This window comes from Pseudoalteromonas sp. meg-B1, from assembly GCF_003173795.1.
Lineage (GTDB): Bacteria > Pseudomonadota > Gammaproteobacteria > Enterobacterales > Alteromonadaceae > Pseudoalteromonas > Pseudoalteromonas undina.
In genome coordinates this window covers 1,193,234-1,213,383 of record NZ_QGQU01000001.1, presented here as the reverse complement: position 1 = coordinate 1,213,383, position 20,150 = coordinate 1,193,234, and the positions used below count along the sequence as shown (strand labels likewise).

Here is a 20,150-nt window from a genome sequence, read left to right as displayed (position 1 = left end):
CCATTGATTATATTTTAGGTTATTTAAGTATTTACGTGTTTAGATACTAATTAAGATATGGTAGGTAATCTCAAATGTAAAGTTTTGTTAATGAAGAATAGCGCTACGTAATTAAATACGACAAAAGCAACTTACAAAGTATGAAGCCATCAATATAATTCATCCCTTTTCATTAGCCTAAAAATGAGTAAATTACACACCAAACTACGCCTTACTAACCATTGGATGGAAAAAGTTACAACAAAATCTATTCAATCCCCCATCCTCTCTTTAAGCACCAACAAAATACATGCTATAATCGCGGCCTTTCCAAGTTAACAGTAATCTGTATAAGCGAAATTATTCATGAGCGAAAATAGTCACATTAAAGTCATCGTTGGTATGTCCGGCGGGGTTGATTCTTCTGTATCTGCATATTTACTAAAACAGCAAGGCTACCAAGTAGAAGGCTTGTTTATGAAGAACTGGGAAGAAGATGACAATGATGAATATTGCGCTGCTGCTGAAGATTTAAAAGATGCACAAGCTGTATGTGACAAGTTAGGCATTGAACTTCATACCGTTAATTTTGCTGCTGAATACTGGGATAATGTATTTGAATACTTTTTAGCAGAATACAAAGCGGGTCGTACACCCAACCCAGATATAATGTGTAATAAAGAAATAAAATTTAAAGCGTTTTTAGAGTTTGCTGCGCAAGCACTTGGTGCTGATTTTATTGCAACTGGTCACTATGTGCGCCGAGAGCTACGCGATGACAAATACGTAATGTGCCGAGGCCTAGACGATAACAAAGATCAAAGCTACTTTTTGTATACACTAAGCCATGAGCATATTGCGCAAACACTATTTCCTGTCGGAGATATTGCCAAACCAGAAGTACGCCGCATTGCTGAAGAACAGGATTTAATTACCCATGATAAAAAAGACAGCACCGGCATTTGTTTCATTGGCGAGCGTAAATTCAAAGATTTTCTGCAAAAGTTTTTGCCTGCACAACCTGGAGTAATTGAAGACACCGATGGTAACAATGTAGGTGAGCATGAAGGCTTGATGTATCATACCCTTGGCCAGCGTAAAGGTTTATTAATTGGTGGCATGAAAGAAGGCTCGGGCGAACCATGGTACGTGGTAGATAAAGATATAGAACGAAATGTTCTTGTTGTTGGTCAAGGTAAAGATCACCCTCGCTTGTACAGTAACGGCCTTAATGCAAACCAATTACACTGGGTAGATCGTGTTGGCCCGCAAGGTACAACTCGCTGCACCGTTAAAACTCGCTACCGTCAAGAAGACTTAAGCTGTACATTACTCGTTGGAGAAGATGGTATGGCACGCGTATTGTTTGATGAGCCGCAAAAAGCCGTTACCCCAGGACAATCCGCCGTATTTTACGCTGATGAAGTCTGTTTAGGCGGTGGTATTATTGATTCGGTGATTAAGTAATGAATCAACATCAAGTCATGGCACTTGCTGCCATGTGCCAAGTAGCAAAACAAGTACAAAAGGTTGCTCAATACGGTCGTTGTGATGAACATGACTTATCAACGTTGTTATCAAGTATTGTGCAAACCTCACCCGCCTCTCCTGAGGATGTATACCAAGGCACACAAAATTTGCGTGATGGCTATAAAACATTAATGGCACAACTGAGTGCCGGTGCTCAAAAAGATGTTGAAATAGTTAAATACGTGGGTGGCTTAATGCAGTTAGAGCGAGCCCTTAGTGCCAATAGTAAGAGCCTCAATGAATTAGGTAAACGTATTGATGATATTCATCGTCGTTTAGATCATTTTGCTATTACCGATGACAGTGTTGTTGCCGGTTTAGCAGATATATACTCGTCGGTGCTAAGCCCCCTTGGGCACCGAATCCAGGTTTATGGTAAACCCGAGTTATTAAAACAGCAGCTCACTCAAAACAAAATCCGTGCGTTACTTTTAGCCGGCATTCGTAGTGCAGTATTATGGCGTCAAATGGGCGGCAAACGTCGTCATTTCTTTTTTGCAAAAAGAAAAATTCTCGCCATTGCTAAAACAAAAATTTAATTATCGTTCAAACTAAAATTTAGGAGTTATTATGGAGCTTTCAGCGTTAACGGCTATCTCTCCGGTTGATGGTCGCTACGGCAGCAAAACCACTGAACTACGCAGTATTTTTAGCGAATTTGGATTAATCAAATACCGCGTAACCGTTGAAGTGCGTTGGTTGCAAGCGTTAGCTGCAGCAAGCGATATAAAAGAAGTCCCAGCTTTAAGCGAGCAAGCAAACGGACTATTAAATGCTATCGTCGATAACTTCTGTGAAGCCGATGCACAGCGTGTTAAAGACATTGAACGCACCACTAACCATGATGTAAAAGCCGTAGAGTACCTACTAAAAGAAAAAGTAGCTGATAACGCTGAATTACATGCCATTAATGAATTTATTCACTTTGCATGTACATCTGAAGATATTAATAATCTATCTCACGGTTTAATGTTAAGTGAAGCACGTAACAATGTTATTTTACCTTATTGCGATGAGCTATTAAGCGCAATTAAAGAAAAAGCTGTTGAATACAAAGCCATTCCAATGATGACTCGTACGCATGGGCAACCTGCAACCCCATCAACTATGGGTAAAGAGTTTGCAAACGTATACATGCGTTTAAAGCGTCAACGTGATCAAATTGCCCAAGTAGAAATGTTAGGCAAAGTAAATGGTGCTGTAGGTAACTACAATGCTCACCTAAGTGCTTACCCTGATTACGACTGGCATACTCACGCAGGTAAATTTGTAGCTAGCCTAGGTTTAACACTTAACCCGTTTACCACACAAATTGAACCGCATGACTACATTGCAGAACTATTTGATGCTATTGCGCGTTTTAATACTATATTGCTCGATTTTGACCGCGATATGTGGGGATACATTGCGCTTAATCACTTCAAGCAAAAAACCATTGCTGGTGAAATTGGCTCATCAACTATGCCACATAAAGTAAACCCTATTGATTTTGAAAACTCAGAAGGTAACTTAGGTTTAGCTAATGCCATATTAGGTCACTTAGCGCAAAAGCTGCCTGTTTCTCGTTGGCAACGTGATTTAACTGACTCAACCGTATTACGTAATTTAGGTGTAGGTATGGGTTATGCTGTTATTGCATACCAATCTACACTTAAAGGTGTAAGCAAGCTAGAAGTTAACGAACAACGTTTAGCCGATGAGCTTGACCAAAACTGGGAGCTACTAGCAGAGCCAATCCAAACAGTAATGCGTAAATACGGCATTGAAAAGCCATATGAAAAGCTAAAAGATTTAACGCGTGGTAAACGTGTAAATCAAGAAATTATGGCTGATTTCATTGATGGTTTAGATTTACCAGACGCTGCAAAAGCAGAAATGAAAAAGCTAACCCCAGCCAACTACATTGGTCGCGCTGTTGAGTTTATTGATGATTTAGTTTAATTACTCAAATCTACTAATAAAAAGCGAAAGGTACCTGCCTTTCGCTTTTTTGATTTAGGTCTTAACGTTATAGGCATTCTATGTATCAATTAAAAATAAATGAATTATCTGAGCAAGCGTTTTTAAATCAATATTGGCAAAAAAAGCCACTGTTAATCAAAGGAGGTTTTAGTGACTTTAAAGACCCTCTTGATGCCAATGAACTGGCAGGCCTCGCCATGGAAGACAGCATAGAGTCGCGTATTATAACCAACCATAACCAGCAATGGCAGTCCCATCAAGGGCCGTTTGAAGATTTTGAAATACTCACCGATGAGCACGCTACTTTATTAGTGCAAGCAGTCGATCATTGGCACCCAGAAGCCGCACAATTGCTTGAGCCATTTCGTTTTATTCCTAACTGGCGTATAGATGATTTAATGATCAGCTACTCAACCCCTGGCGGTGGTGTTGGACCACACTTGGATCAATATGATGTATTTATTATTCAAGGAGAAGGCAAACGCCATTGGCGAGTAGGCTTACCTGATGCCTCATTAAAGCAGTTTGCTCAAAATAAAAGCTTGCTACAAGTTGAAGCTTTCACTGCAGTGATTGATTGCGTTTTAGAGCCAGGTGACATTTTGTACATACCACCAGGTTGTCCACATGAAGGCTATGCCATTGAAAATGCTTTAAACTACTCGGTCGGATTTAGAGCCCCTAATCAACAAGATTTACTGTCTAGCTTTGCAGATCATATTATTGACACAGAAAGCGGTCAAAAACGTTACACGGATCATACCCTCGCGCTACGTGATTCAAAAGGTGAGCTTACGCAAAGCGAAGTTGATAAAGTAAAAACGTTAATGCAGGCTTTAATAGAAAACGACAGCTTATTTAAAAATTGGTTGGGAAACACATTAAGTCAACCTAAGCATGATATGGATTTAGCCCCTGAAGAAAACCCGTTTAGTACAGCTGAAATTATGCAACAACTTGAAAATGATGTGATATTTGAGCGTCTTGGTGGCACGCGTGCAATTTACCAATGCATCGGTGATGAGCTGCTTTTAAGTGTTAATGGCGAAAACTACCCTTTACCGCTATCTGATTTAGAGGCTGTAAAACAGCTAACTGATTTTATTGAATTTGATAGCAGCTTGCTGAATTCAACCACACCTAGCCTAGATTTTATCGAAACCTTTACTACACTGGTTAATGAGGGTATTTGGTTTAGCTAGGAGGAGGCTATGGTTTATACTGTTGACAAAGTTGATTGGCAAAGTGAAAAAGATCAACTTCAACAAATAAGAGAGCGTGTTTTTGTTTACGAATTACATATTCCAAAGAATATTGAATTTGATAGCTTAGATGCGCTCGCTCAACATATTCTGGTTACCGATAATATGCACTCACCTGTTGCCACAGGTCGATTATGTAATGATGGTTTAATAGGAAGAATTGCCGTACTACCCCAGCACCGCAATCGCAACGTTTATAAATCTCTACTTAATTTCATTGTAAAGCTTGCCGCAGAGCAAGGTATTGAGGCTGTCAGTATTAACTGTATTTTAAATGAAGTAGAACGATTCAAAAATAACGGCTTTACTGTGCAAGGGCACGTTTTTATGGAAGCTGGCATTCCAAGACAGAGAATGGAATGCCCCATCACATGCTTTGAAACACGGCCATTTACTTTAGTGCATTAACCAAAAAACGAGCCATTTGGCTCGTTTTTTACTTTATTCTTGTCGGTAATCTTTGAAGAACCGCTGCATTTTCATCATCGCACTGCTTAAATCATCTTTATTAGGTAAAAACACCAATCTAAAATGATCGGGATCTGGCCAGTTAAAAGCGCGCCCATGTACTAATAATATTTTTTCTGCCTTTAACAAGTCAAACATCATTTGTTCATCATTTTTAATATTAAACAATTTTGTATCAACTTTGGGAAATGCATACAGCGCCCCTTTTGGCTTTTTACAGCTTATCCCCTCAATTGCATTTAATCCACGCCAAGCAATATCTCGTTGCTCGTATAAGCGGCCTCCGGGGTCAATTAAGCTATCAATGGATTGTACCCCACCCAATGCTTGCTGAATGGCATATTGAGCAGGGACGTTTGCGCATAAACGCATTGAGGCAAGAATATCGAGGCCTTTAATTAAATCTGTCATTAAGGCAGTGCGCCCGCTTAGCACCATCCAACCCATTCTAAGACCAGCGGCGCGATATGTCTTAGCTAAACCGTTAAACGTAATAATGGGAATATCGTCGCACAATGCACCAATAGAAGTATGGGTAATGCCATCGTACAGAATTTTCTCGTATATTTCGTCACTTAACAGTAAAAGCTTGTGCTCTCGGGCAATGTTGATCAATTCTTGAAGCAAGGCATCACTGTACACAGCCCCTGTTGGATTATTAGGGTTTATTAACACCAATGCTTTAGTTTTTGAGGTGATTTTGCTTTTAATATCATCAATATCAGGAAACCAATCTTGCTCTTCATCACATAAATAGTGAACAGGGTTACCGCCTGCTAACTTTACCGACGCAGTCCAAAGCGGATAATCGGGTGCAGGAATTAATACTTCATCGTCATTATTTAACAACGCTTGAGTAACCATTTGAATAAGTTCACTCACACCGTTGCCAATGTAAATATTATCAACGTCTAAGTTGTGTAAACCTCGCTGTTGGTAATGCTGATAAATAGCAACACGCGCAGAGTAAAGCCCTTTAGAATCACAATAGCCTTGAGCAGAATATAAATTACGAATAATGTCGCGGTGCATATCTTCTGGCATATCAAAACCAAACGCCGCGGGGTTACCAATATTAAGCTTAAGTACTTTTTGGCCCTCATCTTCCATTTTTTTAGCTTGTACTAAAACGGGGCCACGGATGTCATAACAGACGCCGTCTAATTTATGACTCTTTTTTATTTCTGACATTGTTACCTCTAAAGAGCAAGTTAGCCTTAAGACTAACTCAGTAAAGCCGTGAATTACTAGGGGAAATTAAGCGCTTAAAACTGAAAAAAATTCACGTTAACACTTTATTCTGTTCTTCATTAAACGGGTTTATCGCTGAGCGTGCCACTCATTTAATTTTGCTTGCGAGCCAGTAACTTGCGCCATTAAATTATTTGCTGCATCAACAGCCTGCTCGTCATTCCCATTATTTAAATTATATTCAATTAAACGTGCTACCTCGGCTAAACTTGCCGCTCCAAATTGAGCCGCATTTGACTTAAGGCTATGAGAATGGCGAATTGCAGCCTCTTTATCTTGGCCAAGCGCTGCAATAGTTTCGTTCCCTAAGCGCTCAAATTCCGCACAACAAAATTCCAGCGTATCTGGAAATTGTTCACCTAATAGCGATTCCATACTTTCTAAAGCGGATTCGTCGATACTGATTTCTGTCATATTGATGCCCTATAATGCGTTCCTGCAATTTATATTTCATCTCTTACTCTATATCTAAGCACAAAAAAAACCAACTTTATTAATGCAAAAATGTATAATTAAGTTAAATGTATTAATCGAATGGTTAGCTTATGGCACGTGCCCTTTGTGAACAATGTAATTTTTCGCTAAGCACCTGTATTTGCAATGCAATCACCTGTGTTGATAATCAAACTCAGGTTGTTGTGTTACAGCACCCCAGTGAAGCAAAAATTAGTAAAAATACGGCACAGTTATTGGCATTAAGTTTAACGCGATGCAAAATAATTATAGGCGAAAATAATCAAGATTTTGTTTGCTTGCAAAAGCTGCCGCTCAGCTCGACGGTGTTACTCTATCCAAACGAGGACGCAATTGAGTTAGATGTAGCCAATAACAGTGAAAACGTGCGACCCATTACACATTTAATAGTGCTCGATGGTACATGGAATAAAGCCTTTAAAATTTTGCAATTAACCCCACTATTACAAAAGTTTAAAACAGTAAGCTTTCGCCAAATTCCCACGAACCGTTATACTATTCGTAAAGCTCCAAGAGCAGATAGCTTGTCAACGCTAGAGGCCGTAGCGCATAGTTTATCGCTTATTGAAGCACTCAATCCGGCGCCGTTGTATGATTTATTAGATGAATTAATTACCAAACAAACCCAACATATGCCCGCTCACGTAAAAGCACGTTACCTGTAATTAAAAATGAAATAACCAATGCGTAATACCCCTTCTCGATTAAAGCGTGGATTTTCACGCCAAGGCCCTGACTATCGTTTTGACGACCAAGTTGATTTTAGCGATATTAGAACGACTTTTGGTTTTCGTTCGATGGTAGTTGGTAAATGGGTGACTAAAGAAGAGCGATTTATTAGTGCCAATCTAATTTATGATGCGCTAGCTGATTTAGCGCAAATTTTACATTTACCGCCAACAGCAATTGGCCTTCGCGGTAAGCTTAACTTTGCCTTTGGTCACGGTGGGCAAAAAGGCGTGCAAGCACACTATAATGCTTACGATCAAACTCTCGCACTGGCAAAAAACGCAGGCGGCGGTGCTTTAGCCCATGAGTGGTTTCATGCATTTGATCATCATATTAGTGAGCATTTATTTAAATCAAAAACCCGCTTTGGTTTCGCCTCTAAGTTATGGTTATCAAACTCTCCCGATTTGAGCCATCCACTTAATGATGCACTTAATCAATTTTATAAGCAGGTATTTTTAGAACAAAACGGGGAAGATGCGAATGAATTTGTACAACGCTGTATCGCGTTTGATAAGGCACACAAGCAGCAATACATGAGTATGCCAGAGGAGCTTGCAGCTCGGTGTTTTGAAGCCTGTATAAATCAGCACCAAACAATAAAAAATAGCTTTTTGGTCAGTGGATTAAGCAGTAATAATTTAATTTACCCTGAGCTTAGCCAAACGCTACAAGCCAATGAAGCACTTAACCAATATTTTCAATTATTAGGTTACGCGCTTCATCAACAAACATAGTAATCGTTTCTAAAAATCAGAATTACTATTTATCATCACTGATACGACTTGCCACCGCGCTATTTTGATCTTTATATTTTGCATCAACACGGGTGTTATACGGGTTTTCACATTGGCCGGTGAGCGTTTCAAAGCTCATTGCACCAATCTTCATCATGGGTCTAAGCGCAAGTGGCAGTTTACCCGAGTTATAAAACTCTAAAACAATATTACCACTCCAACCAGGGTCGATTCTGTGTGCGGTTACATGCACCATTAAACCTAAACGTGCCAGCGACGAACGCCCATCTAACCAGCCAACGATGTCTGCAGGCAGGGTTACTTTTTCATAGGTTATTGCTAATGCAAGCTCGCCGGGGTGTAAAAAGAATGCTTCGCCTTCATCTAGTACAATTTCGTCGCTCATAATTGATTCTAAGGCTTTATTAAGCTGATCTTTTGGACCACTTAAGTCAACAAAAGCGGCATTATGGGCATGAAAAGTTCTAAACTTATTACCCAAACGAAGATCCGCAGTCACCCCAGAAATCATTTCACTGGTCGGGGCGGGCTCAATAACAATGCGCCCGTCGTTTAAATATTCTTTTATATGTGTATCTGAAAGTCTCATTTTTAATCTTCCGTAATCACAACTTCAATCGCGTTGTGATGTTGTTGATAATAAAGCGTACTGGCGATGAGCCGTGCGGCTGCACTGTATGTTTCACTTATAGCTGCATTTGCATCATTGGCAATCAATTTACCTTGTTCAGAGGATTCTCTGATATTAATCGCAAGCGGAATATGTGAAAGCACAGGAACACCATGCTTCAAGGCTAACTTTTGTGCGCCATCTTTACCGAATACATGATTAGCTTCACCGCAATGCCCGCAAATGTAATGGCTCATATTTTCAATTAAACCAAGCACTGGCACGTTTACTTTATTAAACATAGCAATGCCTTTTTGCGCATCTGCCAACGCTAAGTCTTGTGGCGTCGTAACAATTACAGTGCCACTGGCAGGTACTTTTTGGCTCATGGTTAATTGAATATCGCCAGTGCCTGGGGGCATATCGACGATTAAGTAATCAAGCTCCCCCCAATCGGTTTCATTTAATAGCTGACTAAGCGCGCCTGAGGCCATAGGACCGCGCCATACAGTTGCATCGTCGCTAGGCACTAAAAAGCCAATAGATTGCGCTTTAATACCACTGGCATCAAATGGTTGTAATTGTTTGTTGTCTTTAGTGACAGGCTCACTGCCTACCAAACCTAACAACATAGGAATAGACGGTCCATAAATGTCGGCATCTAAAATGCCTACTTTAGCGCCCTCGTTTTTAAGCGAACCGGCAAGATTTACAGCCGTAGTAGATTTGCCTACCCCACCTTTGCCTGAGGCCACTAAAATTATGTGCTTTATGGCTTTAAATTTTGCAGGCTCTTTAAGTGCCACAACCGCACTTACATTTACCTCGATTTTAAGTCGCTCAGCTAAAAAATTAGCAACATGCGGCATTTCAGATTGCGCGGCAAAAGGAAGAGTGAGTTTAACAATAATTGATTTATCGGTGTTTTGAGTAATATCAGCAATAAAATCTTGCTCAATACCCACAGCAAAAGCGGCACTGCGATAGGCCGCTAAAGCAGAAATAATCGGTTGTTTTTGCACCGATTTAGCAGAGAATAGTTTCGACAGTCCAAACATAGCAATAAAATAGCGTTTCTTTGATGAAAAGTGCCACGGAATTATGTAACATTCAGGGCATTAACACCAGTCAATTAGTAAATATCAATAAGCAGTGTACTCTGTTACTACCGCGCTTATCGATAATGTAATAATTTTCATCTGTTCCTAGCTAGGAACGCTTAATTTGGAATGATTATGGCACAGCGAAAGATCCTGATTACTAGCGCATTACCTTATGCCAATGGCCCTACCCATTTGGGGCATTTATTAGAGTATATTCAAACTGATATTTGGTCGCGTTTTCAAAAACTACAAGGCCACGAAGCATACTACGTGTGCGCCGATGATGCTCATGGCACACCTATTATGCTTAATGCGCAAAAGCAAGGGATCACGCCAGAGGAAATGGTTAAAAACGTTAGCATAGAACGTCAACGCGATTTTGCTGATTTTAATATCAAATTTGATAACTACCACAGCACTCACAGCCAAGAAAATAAAGAATTTAGTGAGCTTATTTATAACCGCCTTAACGATGCCGGTCATATTAAAAAGCACACTATTTCTCAGTTATTCGATCCAGAAAAAGGTATTTTTCTGCCAGACCGCTTTGTTACTGGCACCTGCCCTACCTGTAAATCAGAAGATCAAAATGGTGATAGCTGTGATGCCTGTGGCGCAACTTATAGCCCAACAGAGCTAATCAACCCACGCTCTGTCATGTCGGGTGCTGAGCCTATTTTAAAAGATTCTGAGCATTACTTTTTTGACTTACCCGCCTTTAAAGGCATGCTTAAAGAATGGCTACATTCAGGCACAATCCAGCAAGAAATGGCGAACAAGCTAGATGAGTGGTTTGCCGATGGTTTGCAGCAGTGGGACATAAGCCGTGATGCACCTTATTTTGGTTTTGAAATTCCAAACGCACCAGGTAAATATTTTTACGTATGGCTAGATGCGCCTATTGGTTATATGGCGAGCTTTAAGAACTTATGTGACAAACAAGGCATCGACTTTGATGCGTTTTGGCAAGAAGGCTCTGACGCTGAGCTTTATCATTTTATTGGTAAAGACATTATCTATTTCCACAGCCTGTTTTGGCCTGCGATGTTAGAGGGCGCTCAATTTAGAAAGCCTACTAACGTATTTGCTCATGGATTTGTTACGGTTAATGGCGCGAAAATGTCTAAATCAAAAGGCACGTTTATTAAAGCGCGTACTTATTTAGATAACCTAGATCCTGAATTTTTACGTTATTACTACGCAGCTAAACTTAATAGTGGTATTACCGATTTAGACTTAAACCTAGAAGATTTTGCACAGCGTGTAAATTCAGACTTAGTGGGTAAAGTAGTTAATATTGCGAGCCGTTGTGCTGGCTTTATTACTAAAAAGTTTGACGGTAAGTTAAGCGACACAATTATGGAACCACAACTGCTTGCTGAATTCCAAAACGCCTCAGCCACTATTACTGAACATTACGAAAATCGTGAATACAGCCGCGCAATCCGTGAAATTATGGCGCTTGCTGATAAAGCAAATCAATTTATTGATAATGCTGCGCCTTGGGTGCTTATTAAAGACGAGTCTAAGCAAGAAGAAGCGCATCAAGTATGTTCGTTAGGACTTAACCTATTTCGCGTGCTGATCACTTACTTGAAGCCTGTACTACCCGGTATGGCAACAAATGTTGAAGCCTTTTTAAATGATGAGCTTACATGGCAAGGTGTGCAAACTGCACTAATAAGCCACCCTATCAATAAATTTAAGCCGTTAATGCAACGTGTTGAAATGGACAAAGTGAATAAAATGGTTGAAGAATCAAAAGAAAGCTTAATCGCTGAAAAAGACAAAATCGATCCTAATAGCCCACTGGCAAAAGAGCCTATCGCAGCTGAGATTGAATTTGATGACTTTGCAAAAGTAGATTTACGCGTTGCTAAAATTGCTAAAGCAGAGCACGTAGAAGGTGCTGACAAACTGCTTAAGTTAACTCTTGATTTAGGCGGCGAAACACGCCAAGTATTTGCAGGCATTAAATCAGCCTACGCACCAGAAGACATCGAAGGAAAGCTAACCGTGATGGTTGCTAACCTTAAACCACGTAAAATGCGCTTTGGAATGTCTGAAGGTATGGTACTTGCCGCAGGCCCTGGCGGTAAAGAAATATACATTCTTAACCCAGACGATGGTTCAGAGCCTGGTATGCGAGTAATGTAAACTCTGCGCTAGTTTAAAAAAGCCGCTAAATATTTAGCGGCTTTTTTATTGTTTACGTTATTTAGCTAAGGCGACTACTTTTGCCAAATGAATCACTAAGCATTGGGAGCTAATATAGATAAACCAATTTATATAGCGCACCTGAGGATAAAAACCTTGCCCTTGGTTACCATAAATCCAAAAAGCACCAATAATGGCATCGGCCAATGCAGCAAGGAAAAGCCCTAAGCTCACCCACATTATTGGTTTGGGCGCATGAAACCCACCATAAGCAATAACCAACATAAGGCCCATAAGCGCCACGGCAGTTACCACCACACTATAAACGCCGGTCATAGCTAAAATAGGTATACCAGCCCCATCAAGGTACATAGTAGCGAGCGACGTAGCACTTATCACCAGTACAACAAGCATAAAAAGTATGCTTTTTAATTGCGATATAGCTTGCTGCCTTTTATAGGCCAACACACAGGCTAAAAATAAAAGGCTATAGCCAGGTGCAAAAAATAAAATTGAATCAATTAAGTAGTCATGCTTTATTAACGTTGCATAGCGATGATAGTGCTGGGATAGGTTAAAGTTAATCACATCCCCTACTGTGCACATCATTAAAGCTGCGCTACATAGAACCGCTATAAAGCGTAACTGCTTATCTTTAAACTGATGAAATACCCAAGCAGAAATTGCCACACTATTAAACATCAGCAAACACAGCGAGCTCACTGTTAAGAACAATAAAATTTCTTTATTGTTAGGTGCAAAAAGTCCTATCAACATCACAACCAAAGCGCATAGCCAAGCAATAAAAGAAATAACTTGATGAGGGTGTTTTATAGTTATGTAATTGATTGCACTATCCAAGTTTGAAATTCATAAATTTAATTTAGCAAATTATTATCGCTTATGGTTTATTTTTTTATGCCCCGTTTGCATTTCTTTTTGTGTTTTTAGCCGACATTGTGCCAACTGCTCAAGTCGAATAGCTTTAATTGCCGCCAAGGGGTCATCAGCAATAAGTCCACCAGCATCATAGGTGTTTTGTTGATTTATTACTTTATTATCATCTTGTTTAGTATACATATTATTCTCACTTGGGACCGTTTATCGATTTTAGCCGCGGTACATCGAATAAAAAAGTGCTGAAACACTGTACGATTTAGTTGAAAAATACCTGACACTCTATATATTAGTAGTTACTAATATTAAGGGGCATATTATGCGCATTATTTTACTTTTTTCCAGTTTATTTATTTCATCCGCTGCTTTTGCTAACAATGTTGACGATGCGCGCAAAACTATTAAGGCATTTTCAACTGATTTAAAACAGATACTGGTTAGCACAATGCAACAAAATGGACCTATAGCAGCAATAAGTGTATGTAATACAGCCGCACCCGCTATCGCTTCACAACACAGCAACAGTACATGGCAAATTAGCCGCAGTGCGTTAAAAACACGTAACCCAGATAATCAACCCGATGAATGGTTAAGAAATGTTTTATTAAACTTTGAACAACGTAAGCTCAATGGCGAGCCTATAGCAAAAATAGAACACCAAACACAAAGGTCAGATGGCTGGTATTTTATAAAAGCGATCCCCACTCAAAAGGCGTGTTTAGCATGTCATGGCAGTCACATTGCACCTGAAGTTGCTAAAAAAATAGCCGCTTTGTACCCTAGCGATCAAGCAACAAATTTCAAACAGGGTGATATTCGTGGTGCCTTTATCGTTAAAAAGCCGATTAAAAAGCACCAACAGTAATTACGTCATTGAGCATTCGCTGCGTTTCGTTTTCTGTGGGCAACATATAAAGTATACGGCAACATTACGAGCTGATTTAATATGATAGCTAATATCAGCGCAAACAATAATGCACTGGTGGTTAAAGGGATCCCTAACTTAAAGTTATCAAGTGTATTTTGTAATCTTTCGAAACGATCAGGGGAGAATATATACAGCAATTTTTGCACTAAAGTACCTTGCTCAAATAGCTTCATACCTTGATTTAAGTCTGCGAATAGCATCAAGGTTTGCTTTTTTTGTTCTGCATCGGCTCTGACACTCGGTTCCGTGTTTTCTAAATGACGGTTTATCATTGCTTGTGTGCTAGAAAATTTATATTGCTTTGCTGTATCTGCATAGCCATCAACTTGCCACTTGGTCGCATGATACAAGCCCGCTAAATGTTGTTGGTAATGATCACTTAGCTGCGGTAGTTGCAATGCAATAATAAAAGCGCAAGCAAATATTAATTTATCGAACATGTTAACGATCATCATAATCCTTTGTGCTGCTCTAATTTAAACAGATAGATGGTGTTACTATGCTATACCATTTACTTAGTCAAGTGACTTACTTTTATGTAGATAAATTTTATCGAGAGAAAGGTAAATATTTATTTCAAGCTCGTAAATAATAATCCTTAACGTGATAAATGGTAGTATAAGTATGATTTCAATAGCAAAGCGCTAAGTTTTTATTGATCACCTTAATGTTTACGTGTTGCTAAAATAGCAACATTTCTGTAGATAAAACCCCGTGAATAGCTGAAATACTTACTAGAACGAGCATAAAGTATTAATACCTAATTCTAAATGCCCTCTTTAATACTAGTGATTTTTACACTATATTAAAAGATAATTAAGCGTCTGTTAATATTGAGAAAGAGTTTGTGGAAGCGAATAAAAATAATACCACTGTTGAAGAGAAAGCAACTGAAGATCAAAAAAAGTTTTTCCTCGATTTACTTCCAGGGAAATTAATTGATATACAATTTAACAACCCTATTCAGGTTCGCTTTAAGCTCACTTTAATCGGCTACGACACCGGTAAATATTTAATATTAAAATACCCTGCTCAAGCAGGTAAAAACGACTACAGCGATATTTTAGTTGAAGGCAATGGCGCCATTGTTCGTTATATCATCGAAGATGAGCGCGGTGAATGTGTGGCTTTTTCTACCAGTATATTAGCGATTTCATTTCGCCCTGAACGGTTAATTTATCTAGCGTACCCTAAAAAAATCGAAAGCCGTCAATTACGTGAAACTAGCAGGCTACCGACTCATATTCCAGCTAAAATAAGTTTACACAAAGGTGATATAGACGCCGATAGTAAGAGCTTATTGCATGGGTTAATCATTGATATTTCACCCAGTGGCTGCCGTTTTGCGATACATGTAAGCTCTGGATTTGTAGCGCTAAAAAAACGCCAAGTATTTGTGCATATTTTGTCACCGATAGACAATAAGTCTGTCATAGTCACGTCCTATATCAGAAATAATCAAATGAAGGGAAATCGCCTAAGTGTCGGTATCGAGTTCGATGCATCAGAGCAAACTAAGCTAAATGAGCTACTCGAAGCGTATTCAATTGATATAGATTAGAAAAATCACAAACGAATTAAGGCTAAAACCTTGTGGTTAGCCTTGCTAACAGCAGTTCTATTACTCTAAAGGTTTTAAAAATCTCTCTGCTCTAGGTAAATAATAGTTGTCGTAATCAAGCGATACAATCACACGCTCGGCTTTACCTAGTAATTCATCACGTGGGATGAGCCCTATTACTCTAGAATCTGCACTATTATCACGGTTATCACCCATGGCTAAATAGTAGTGTTCAGGAATTGTTATTTCATCAAAGCTCGATAAACGTGATGGTGTATTACTAACGCGGATTGAATGCTTATAACCATTTAAGTTTTCTATTTTATCTAAAGAAGTCGGATTACTTTGCAAATGTGTGTAATTAAGCTTTTCGCCGTTGATTATAAGTTCATTATTTTTAAGTACAATAGTATCTCCAGGTACACCTATTACTCGCTTAATCAAACTGTTATCCGCTACTTTCGAGTCAAATACAATAATATCGCCAGTTTGTGGGTCCCCCATTCTCAACAGGGATACATGCGTAAATGGTATACGTAAATCATACGCCATTTTATCGGTAAGGATTCGATCGCCTTCTTCAATAGTCGGTTTCATTGAACCTGTTGGTACTTCATACCAATCGGCGACGGCACTTCTAAACACACTCATTAAAATAATGAATACAATTAAAGAACGATTATTTTTCCAAAATTTATAAAGTCGCTTCATGTTTTGTCTCTGCTATGGGTTAAGTATTTATTTGACTGTATAAACGCAGAGCCGTTCAAAGGAGTGTGTAACAAAACATGTTTAATGATAGAGACATGTATAAAACATGTCTCTAAAGGTGGTTTACTGCTGATTTAACTTGTCTTTCGCTTCTTGTACTTTTGCAAAATCAAGACCTAATTCATCAGTGGCTTCTTTAATCAAATGCGGTTGAGTCATCACCACAGCCATTAGTTGCTGAAGCTTTTCAGATGGTATACCCAGCTCTTGCACTAATGCCATAGCCATCATTGGGTTTTGGGTAAATGCTTCAAACAACGCAGCTACTTTTTCATCACTAACGTTGTGCTCTTTTAATATTGCAATAATTGGATTCATTATTTGCCTTAATATTTTATAGTGTTCACTAAATTATATGGGCGCACAGCCTAATTAACAATATTAATCCCGCTGTGCTTGCTTATATCATCCAACCAGTAGCACAACTTTACCTGAGTTTTCATTACCCTCTAAAATGGCATGAGCCTCACTGGCTTGCTGCCATGACATGGTTTTATAAATATTAAAGTCATAGTTGAGGTTGGCAATATCATCGTAAAAACGCGAGACAAAGGCATCTCTCAGAGCTCGTTTAAACTCAATACTGCGATTACGTAGTGTTGATGCATGAAACGAAATCCGCTTTTGTAATAAACGTGCAAAGTCCACCTCTGCAAAGCGCCCGTCTAAAAATGCCAGCATAATAATCTTACAATCCATTGCGGCCACCATGGCATTTTTATTTAAATAGCTACCAGAAACAGGGTCAACAATTGCGTTTGCAGTGAGCTTATGTGATTTCATATACTCAACAAAATCAGTGGTTTTATAATTAATTACGTGGTCAGCTCCTAACCTTTTAGCATGTTCACACTTTTCATCCGAACCCGCGGTAATCACTACTTGTGCACCAGCACTTTTTGCCATCTGAATAGCCGCACCACCAACACCACTGGCACCGGCATGAATAAGCGCCGTTTGCCCTGGTTGTAACTTGCCTAATTCAAATAGCGCACCAAAGGCTGTTAAATACACTTCGCTTATAGCAGCACCTTGCGCCATAGAGATATGATCAGGCAATATCATTAACTGCTGCGCATCTACTGCGACGTATTCACTGTAAGCGCCACCAGCACATAAAGTAAAAATACGCTTACCGAGCCATTTAGGGTCTACCTCACTGCCAAGCTCACACACGGTGCCTGCACACTCAAGTCCTAAAATAGGGCTATCTCCTTCAGGAGCAGGATACTTACCTTGACGCTGCATACAATCAGCGCGGTTAACCCCAATCGCTGCCACTTTTACCAGCACTTCATTGTTATTAACTTTTGGTTTATCGGTTTTCGAAAACGCTAACTGCTGCTCATGATGTGAAATGTACTGCATAAGTCTCCTTGTATTGGGTTTATTTGATTTTTCGCCACACTTCGGCTTCAACTAGCTGGCCATTTTCTGTAAGAGAATGATGCCACAAATTCCCTTCAACTTTATAATCAAAAGCCATGGTTTTACCCATCAATGATGCAATATTGCCATACTCAAAGGTTTCAATAAATTGCCCATCGGTTAATTGGTACTGGCCACCACCAGCATAACTAAATTGGCCATTTTTTTCTGTGATATAGCTAAAGTGTGTTGCTGTTACTAATTTGATTGAAGTTATCTCTGGGGCTTTAGCGCTGACAAACCCATCTTCTATCGCGTATTTTCCTTGAACAAACTCCCACGTACCTAATAGGGGATTGGCAAATACAGAGTATGGCAATAAAACTAAGCAAGCGAATATAGTAAATTTCATCATAATCCTTATCGTGTTAACTGTGCCTGAAGAAACCAACTCAGCGTTAATTTACTGACATAGTATTAAAACGCCAACTTTGCTTATAAGGGTATACATCTGGAAGCTGGCCTTGCTCAATTCCTTGCTGGATCATTTGCCAGTACTTTGCCGTAAATAAATCACTATGGTAATGATTAAAGTGGTTAAACGCACTGTTACTGGCACTAAAAAACACTTTAAATTGACTGGGAAATATATCATTTTGGTCAATATCAAAATAGCTGTGTGAGCTTAATTCTTCTAACGCGTTTTGTGTATTTGGCACGTCTCTAAAATTGCAATCGGTGAGAGGGCAAATTTCATCATAATCATAAAATACTATTCGCCCCCAACGTGTTACGCCGAAGTTTTTCATCAGCATGTCACCAGCAAAAATATTTGCACTGGCAAGCTCTTTTATCGCTTTACCATAATCAAGCATCACTTGCTGAAGTGATTTACTATTACATTGATTGATATACAGGTTGAGCGGTGTCATTTTTCGCTCAACGTAAACATGCTTTAGTATTAAGGCTTTGCCGGAAATGACTAAGCTATCGCCAATGTGTTTTTTCATTTCTATTAGCAGTTCATCACTAAAACGGCTTAAGTCAAATGCAAGGTATCTAAACTCATGAGTGTCAACTAATCGCCCTACTCTGTCAGCTTGTTTTACAAAGTTATATTTATCTTTTACTTGTTGTTTAGTTGCTGTTTTTGGGGCACTAAACTTATCTTTTATTACCTTGTATACATAATCTAGGCCGTCAATGGTAAAAACTAGCATCACCATACCCGGAGTCCCTGGCGCTAGATGATACGTGTATTCCTCGGGACTACTTTTAGTGGTATCTACTTTATAACGATAAAACTCGGTTTTGGCATGTTTGATGAAACCAATCGCATTGAATAATTCAAAACGTTGTTTGTGAGGCATTAACACACTGAGGTAGTCAACATAACGGGCAGGTTGGTCGGTATCTACCATAAAATAGGTACGTGCAAAGCCAAATAATAAACTAAGTTGATCAGCCCCCATCATTACAGCATCAATTGTAAGCCCATCGGGGGTATTTAAAATAGCAATTGCAAAGGGCATGTTATCTCCATTTTTGGCAATACATCGCCCTATGACATAACAGGCCTTATTACGATAAAAATGCGAATTAGCGTATTCAATATAACCGTCATTTAAGTTTATTAATTCGTATACTTGTCGACATTGCTGCTGAGCACCTTGCGTTAACGTTGCTTGTAACTTATTTAAATCACTACTTAAATCTTTAAAGGGGACTCTAAACACTTGCTCATTTAATAAGGCTTTAATTGCTTGATCAAACCCTTCTTTTAAGGAGATACGACTTACAAGTCCTTCATAGGAACGCGGCTGTCCTCGGTATTTTGCTTTTAATACAAATAAGTGAACTGTGCGAATTTTTTTATCATCCCAAATAGCGCCAAAAGTAGAATTAAAAAATGTATGCGCAATGGGTTGGTTTTCATGCTCTTTTACCATCTCACCATAAATATTTTTTGCCCGCTGCCATGTTTGAGGACAATCCAATTCATCATAAGCAATCACTCTAACGGCTTCACTTACTTGCTTTACTAAGCGTTCATACACTTGTAAGCGCTCTCGCATTGCTGCTTGCACCTCATGATACTGGCGTTGTTCAAAGCGACTTTGTGCCCCTAAGGTGATATTTAAAAATTGTGAAAACATAGCCTCAAAGCCTGCAAATATCGCTCGGGCTAACTTAGTGGCGACCACGGATTGTACCGAATTATGTTGAGAGGTTAATGGCGTGCTTGGCATGATTTAGGCGCTTCTATTTTTAGCAATTATGCTGATTATTTTTTATTAGAGGTTTACACCTTAGCAAGCACACTTTAATTTAGGTAATTAATA

The 20,150-nt window shown here is 39.2% G+C and carries 22 protein-coding genes; 10 read left to right on the top strand and 12 right to left on the bottom strand.

Annotated elements, in window-relative coordinates; translation table 11 throughout:
- Positions 1-345: 345 nt before the first annotated feature.
- The 5 genes from mnmA (at position 346) to DK924_RS05785 (ending at position 5,141) form a co-directional block, all read left to right on the top strand.
- The gene (gene mnmA, locus DK924_RS05805) at positions 346-1,446 is read left to right on the top strand and encodes a tRNA 2-thiouridine(34) synthase MnmA (RefSeq protein ID WP_010390175.1); all 1,101 of its coding nucleotides are present in this window, start codon (positions 346-348) and stop codon (positions 1,444-1,446) included.
- Positions 1,446-2,048 carry a high frequency lysogenization protein HflD gene (gene hflD, locus DK924_RS05800; RefSeq protein ID WP_055012553.1) on the top strand — a complete coding sequence of 201 codons (603 nt, stop codon included), beginning with the start codon at positions 1,446-1,448 and terminating at the stop codon, positions 2,046-2,048. The genes mnmA and hflD overlap by 1 nt, the downstream gene beginning before the upstream one ends.
- Positions 2,049-2,079: 31 nt before the next feature.
- Positions 2,080-3,450: an adenylosuccinate lyase gene (purB, locus tag DK924_RS05795; RefSeq protein WP_109874580.1), complete on the top strand. Its 1,371-nt coding sequence runs from the start codon at positions 2,080-2,082 to the stop codon at positions 3,448-3,450.
- Positions 3,451-3,530: 80 nt separating this feature from the next.
- Positions 3,531-4,673 (top strand): cupin domain-containing protein, encoded by a 1,143-nt coding sequence (locus tag DK924_RS05790; protein WP_109874579.1) that lies wholly within the window; start codon positions 3,531-3,533, stop codon positions 4,671-4,673.
- Positions 4,674-4,682: 9 nt separating this feature from the next.
- The gene (locus DK924_RS05785; protein WP_010390180.1) at positions 4,683-5,141 is read left to right on the top strand and encodes a GNAT family N-acetyltransferase; all 459 of its coding nucleotides are present in this window, start codon (positions 4,683-4,685) and stop codon (positions 5,139-5,141) included.
- Positions 5,142-5,174: 33 nt separating this feature from the next.
- On the opposite strand, the gene DK924_RS05780 is transcribed toward DK924_RS05785, so the two are convergent.
- Both DK924_RS05780 and DK924_RS05775 read right to left on the bottom strand, forming a co-directional pair.
- Positions 5,175-6,392: a pyridoxal phosphate-dependent aminotransferase gene (locus tag DK924_RS05780; RefSeq protein WP_109874578.1), complete on the bottom strand. Its 1,218-nt coding sequence runs from the start codon at positions 6,390-6,392 to the stop codon at positions 5,175-5,177.
- 129 nt (positions 6,393-6,521) lie between these two features.
- Entirely contained in the window at positions 6,522-6,866 is a 345-nt protein-coding gene (locus DK924_RS05775; protein ID WP_010390183.1) for an Hpt domain-containing protein, read from the bottom strand.
- Between the two features lie 131 nt (positions 6,867-6,997).
- On the opposite strand from DK924_RS05775, the gene DK924_RS05770 reads away from it, so the two are divergent.
- Both DK924_RS05770 and DK924_RS05765 read left to right on the top strand, forming a co-directional pair.
- Complete coding sequence (locus DK924_RS05770) at positions 6,998-7,591, top strand: tRNA-uridine aminocarboxypropyltransferase (RefSeq protein WP_109874577.1); 594 nt, start codon at positions 6,998-7,000, stop codon at positions 7,589-7,591.
- Between the two features lie 18 nt (positions 7,592-7,609).
- The gene (locus tag DK924_RS05765) at positions 7,610-8,392 is read left to right on the top strand and encodes a CLCA_X family protein (protein WP_109874576.1); all 783 of its coding nucleotides are present in this window, start codon (positions 7,610-7,612) and stop codon (positions 8,390-8,392) included.
- A 25-nt stretch (positions 8,393-8,417) separates the two neighbouring features.
- Here DK924_RS05765 and dcd read toward each other — a convergent pair whose 3' ends face one another.
- Positions 8,418-9,002, bottom strand: a complete 585-nt coding sequence (dcd, locus tag DK924_RS05760) for a dCTP deaminase (protein ID WP_109874575.1) — start codon at positions 9,000-9,002, stop codon at positions 8,418-8,420.
- A 2-nt stretch (positions 9,003-9,004) separates the two neighbouring features.
- Positions 9,005-10,081: an iron-sulfur cluster carrier protein ApbC gene (apbC, locus tag DK924_RS05755; protein ID WP_075169156.1), complete on the bottom strand. Its 1,077-nt coding sequence runs from the start codon at positions 10,079-10,081 to the stop codon at positions 9,005-9,007.
- Between the two features lie 177 nt (positions 10,082-10,258).
- Between apbC and metG the strand changes: the two genes are divergently transcribed.
- A complete protein-coding gene (metG, locus tag DK924_RS05750) occupies positions 10,259-12,283 on the top strand; it encodes a methionine--tRNA ligase (RefSeq protein WP_109874574.1) in 2,025 nt (674 codons plus the stop codon).
- Positions 12,284-12,340: 57 nt separating this feature from the next.
- Here metG and DK924_RS05745 read toward each other — a convergent pair whose 3' ends face one another.
- Both DK924_RS05745 and DK924_RS05740 read right to left on the bottom strand, forming a co-directional pair.
- The gene (locus DK924_RS05745; RefSeq protein ID WP_258306410.1) at positions 12,341-13,018 is read right to left on the bottom strand and encodes a hypothetical protein; all 678 of its coding nucleotides are present in this window, start codon (positions 13,016-13,018) and stop codon (positions 12,341-12,343) included.
- 159 nt (positions 13,019-13,177) lie between these two features.
- Entirely contained in the window at positions 13,178-13,363 is a 186-nt protein-coding gene (locus DK924_RS05740; RefSeq protein ID WP_109874572.1) for a hypothetical protein, read from the bottom strand.
- Between the two features lie 136 nt (positions 13,364-13,499).
- Here DK924_RS05740 and DK924_RS05735 point away from each other — a divergent pair, with 136 nt between their 5' ends.
- Entirely contained in the window at positions 13,500-14,045 is a 546-nt protein-coding gene (locus DK924_RS05735) for a DUF3365 domain-containing protein (protein WP_109874571.1), read from the top strand.
- A gap of 5 nt (positions 14,046-14,050) precedes the next feature.
- Here the strand turns inward: DK924_RS05735 and DK924_RS05730 are convergent, their stop codons facing one another.
- Positions 14,051-14,560: a DUF2937 family protein gene (locus tag DK924_RS05730; protein WP_109874570.1), complete on the bottom strand. Its 510-nt coding sequence runs from the start codon at positions 14,558-14,560 to the stop codon at positions 14,051-14,053.
- Between the two features lie 395 nt (positions 14,561-14,955).
- Here DK924_RS05730 and DK924_RS05725 point away from each other — a divergent pair, with 395 nt between their 5' ends.
- The gene (locus DK924_RS05725; protein ID WP_010390195.1) at positions 14,956-15,669 is read left to right on the top strand and encodes a flagellar brake protein; all 714 of its coding nucleotides are present in this window, start codon (positions 14,956-14,958) and stop codon (positions 15,667-15,669) included.
- 60 nt (positions 15,670-15,729) lie between these two features.
- Here the strand turns inward: DK924_RS05725 and lepB are convergent, their stop codons facing one another.
- From lepB to aceK, 5 genes are all read right to left on the bottom strand, one after another.
- Entirely contained in the window at positions 15,730-16,380 is a 651-nt protein-coding gene (gene lepB, locus DK924_RS05720; protein ID WP_109874569.1) for a signal peptidase I, read from the bottom strand.
- Positions 16,381-16,503: 123 nt separating this feature from the next.
- Entirely contained in the window at positions 16,504-16,758 is a 255-nt protein-coding gene (locus DK924_RS05715) for a DUF2999 family protein (RefSeq protein ID WP_109874568.1), read from the bottom strand.
- 87 nt (positions 16,759-16,845) lie between these two features.
- A complete protein-coding gene (locus tag DK924_RS05710) occupies positions 16,846-17,808 on the bottom strand; it encodes a zinc-binding dehydrogenase (RefSeq protein WP_109874567.1) in 963 nt (320 codons plus the stop codon).
- Between the two features lie 19 nt (positions 17,809-17,827).
- Complete coding sequence (locus tag DK924_RS05705) at positions 17,828-18,220, bottom strand: hypothetical protein (RefSeq protein WP_181388758.1); 393 nt, start codon at positions 18,218-18,220, stop codon at positions 17,828-17,830.
- Between the two features lie 46 nt (positions 18,221-18,266).
- The gene (gene aceK, locus DK924_RS05700) at positions 18,267-20,057 is read right to left on the bottom strand and encodes a bifunctional isocitrate dehydrogenase kinase/phosphatase (RefSeq protein ID WP_109874566.1); all 1,791 of its coding nucleotides are present in this window, start codon (positions 20,055-20,057) and stop codon (positions 18,267-18,269) included.
- Positions 20,058-20,150 lie beyond the last annotated feature (93 nt).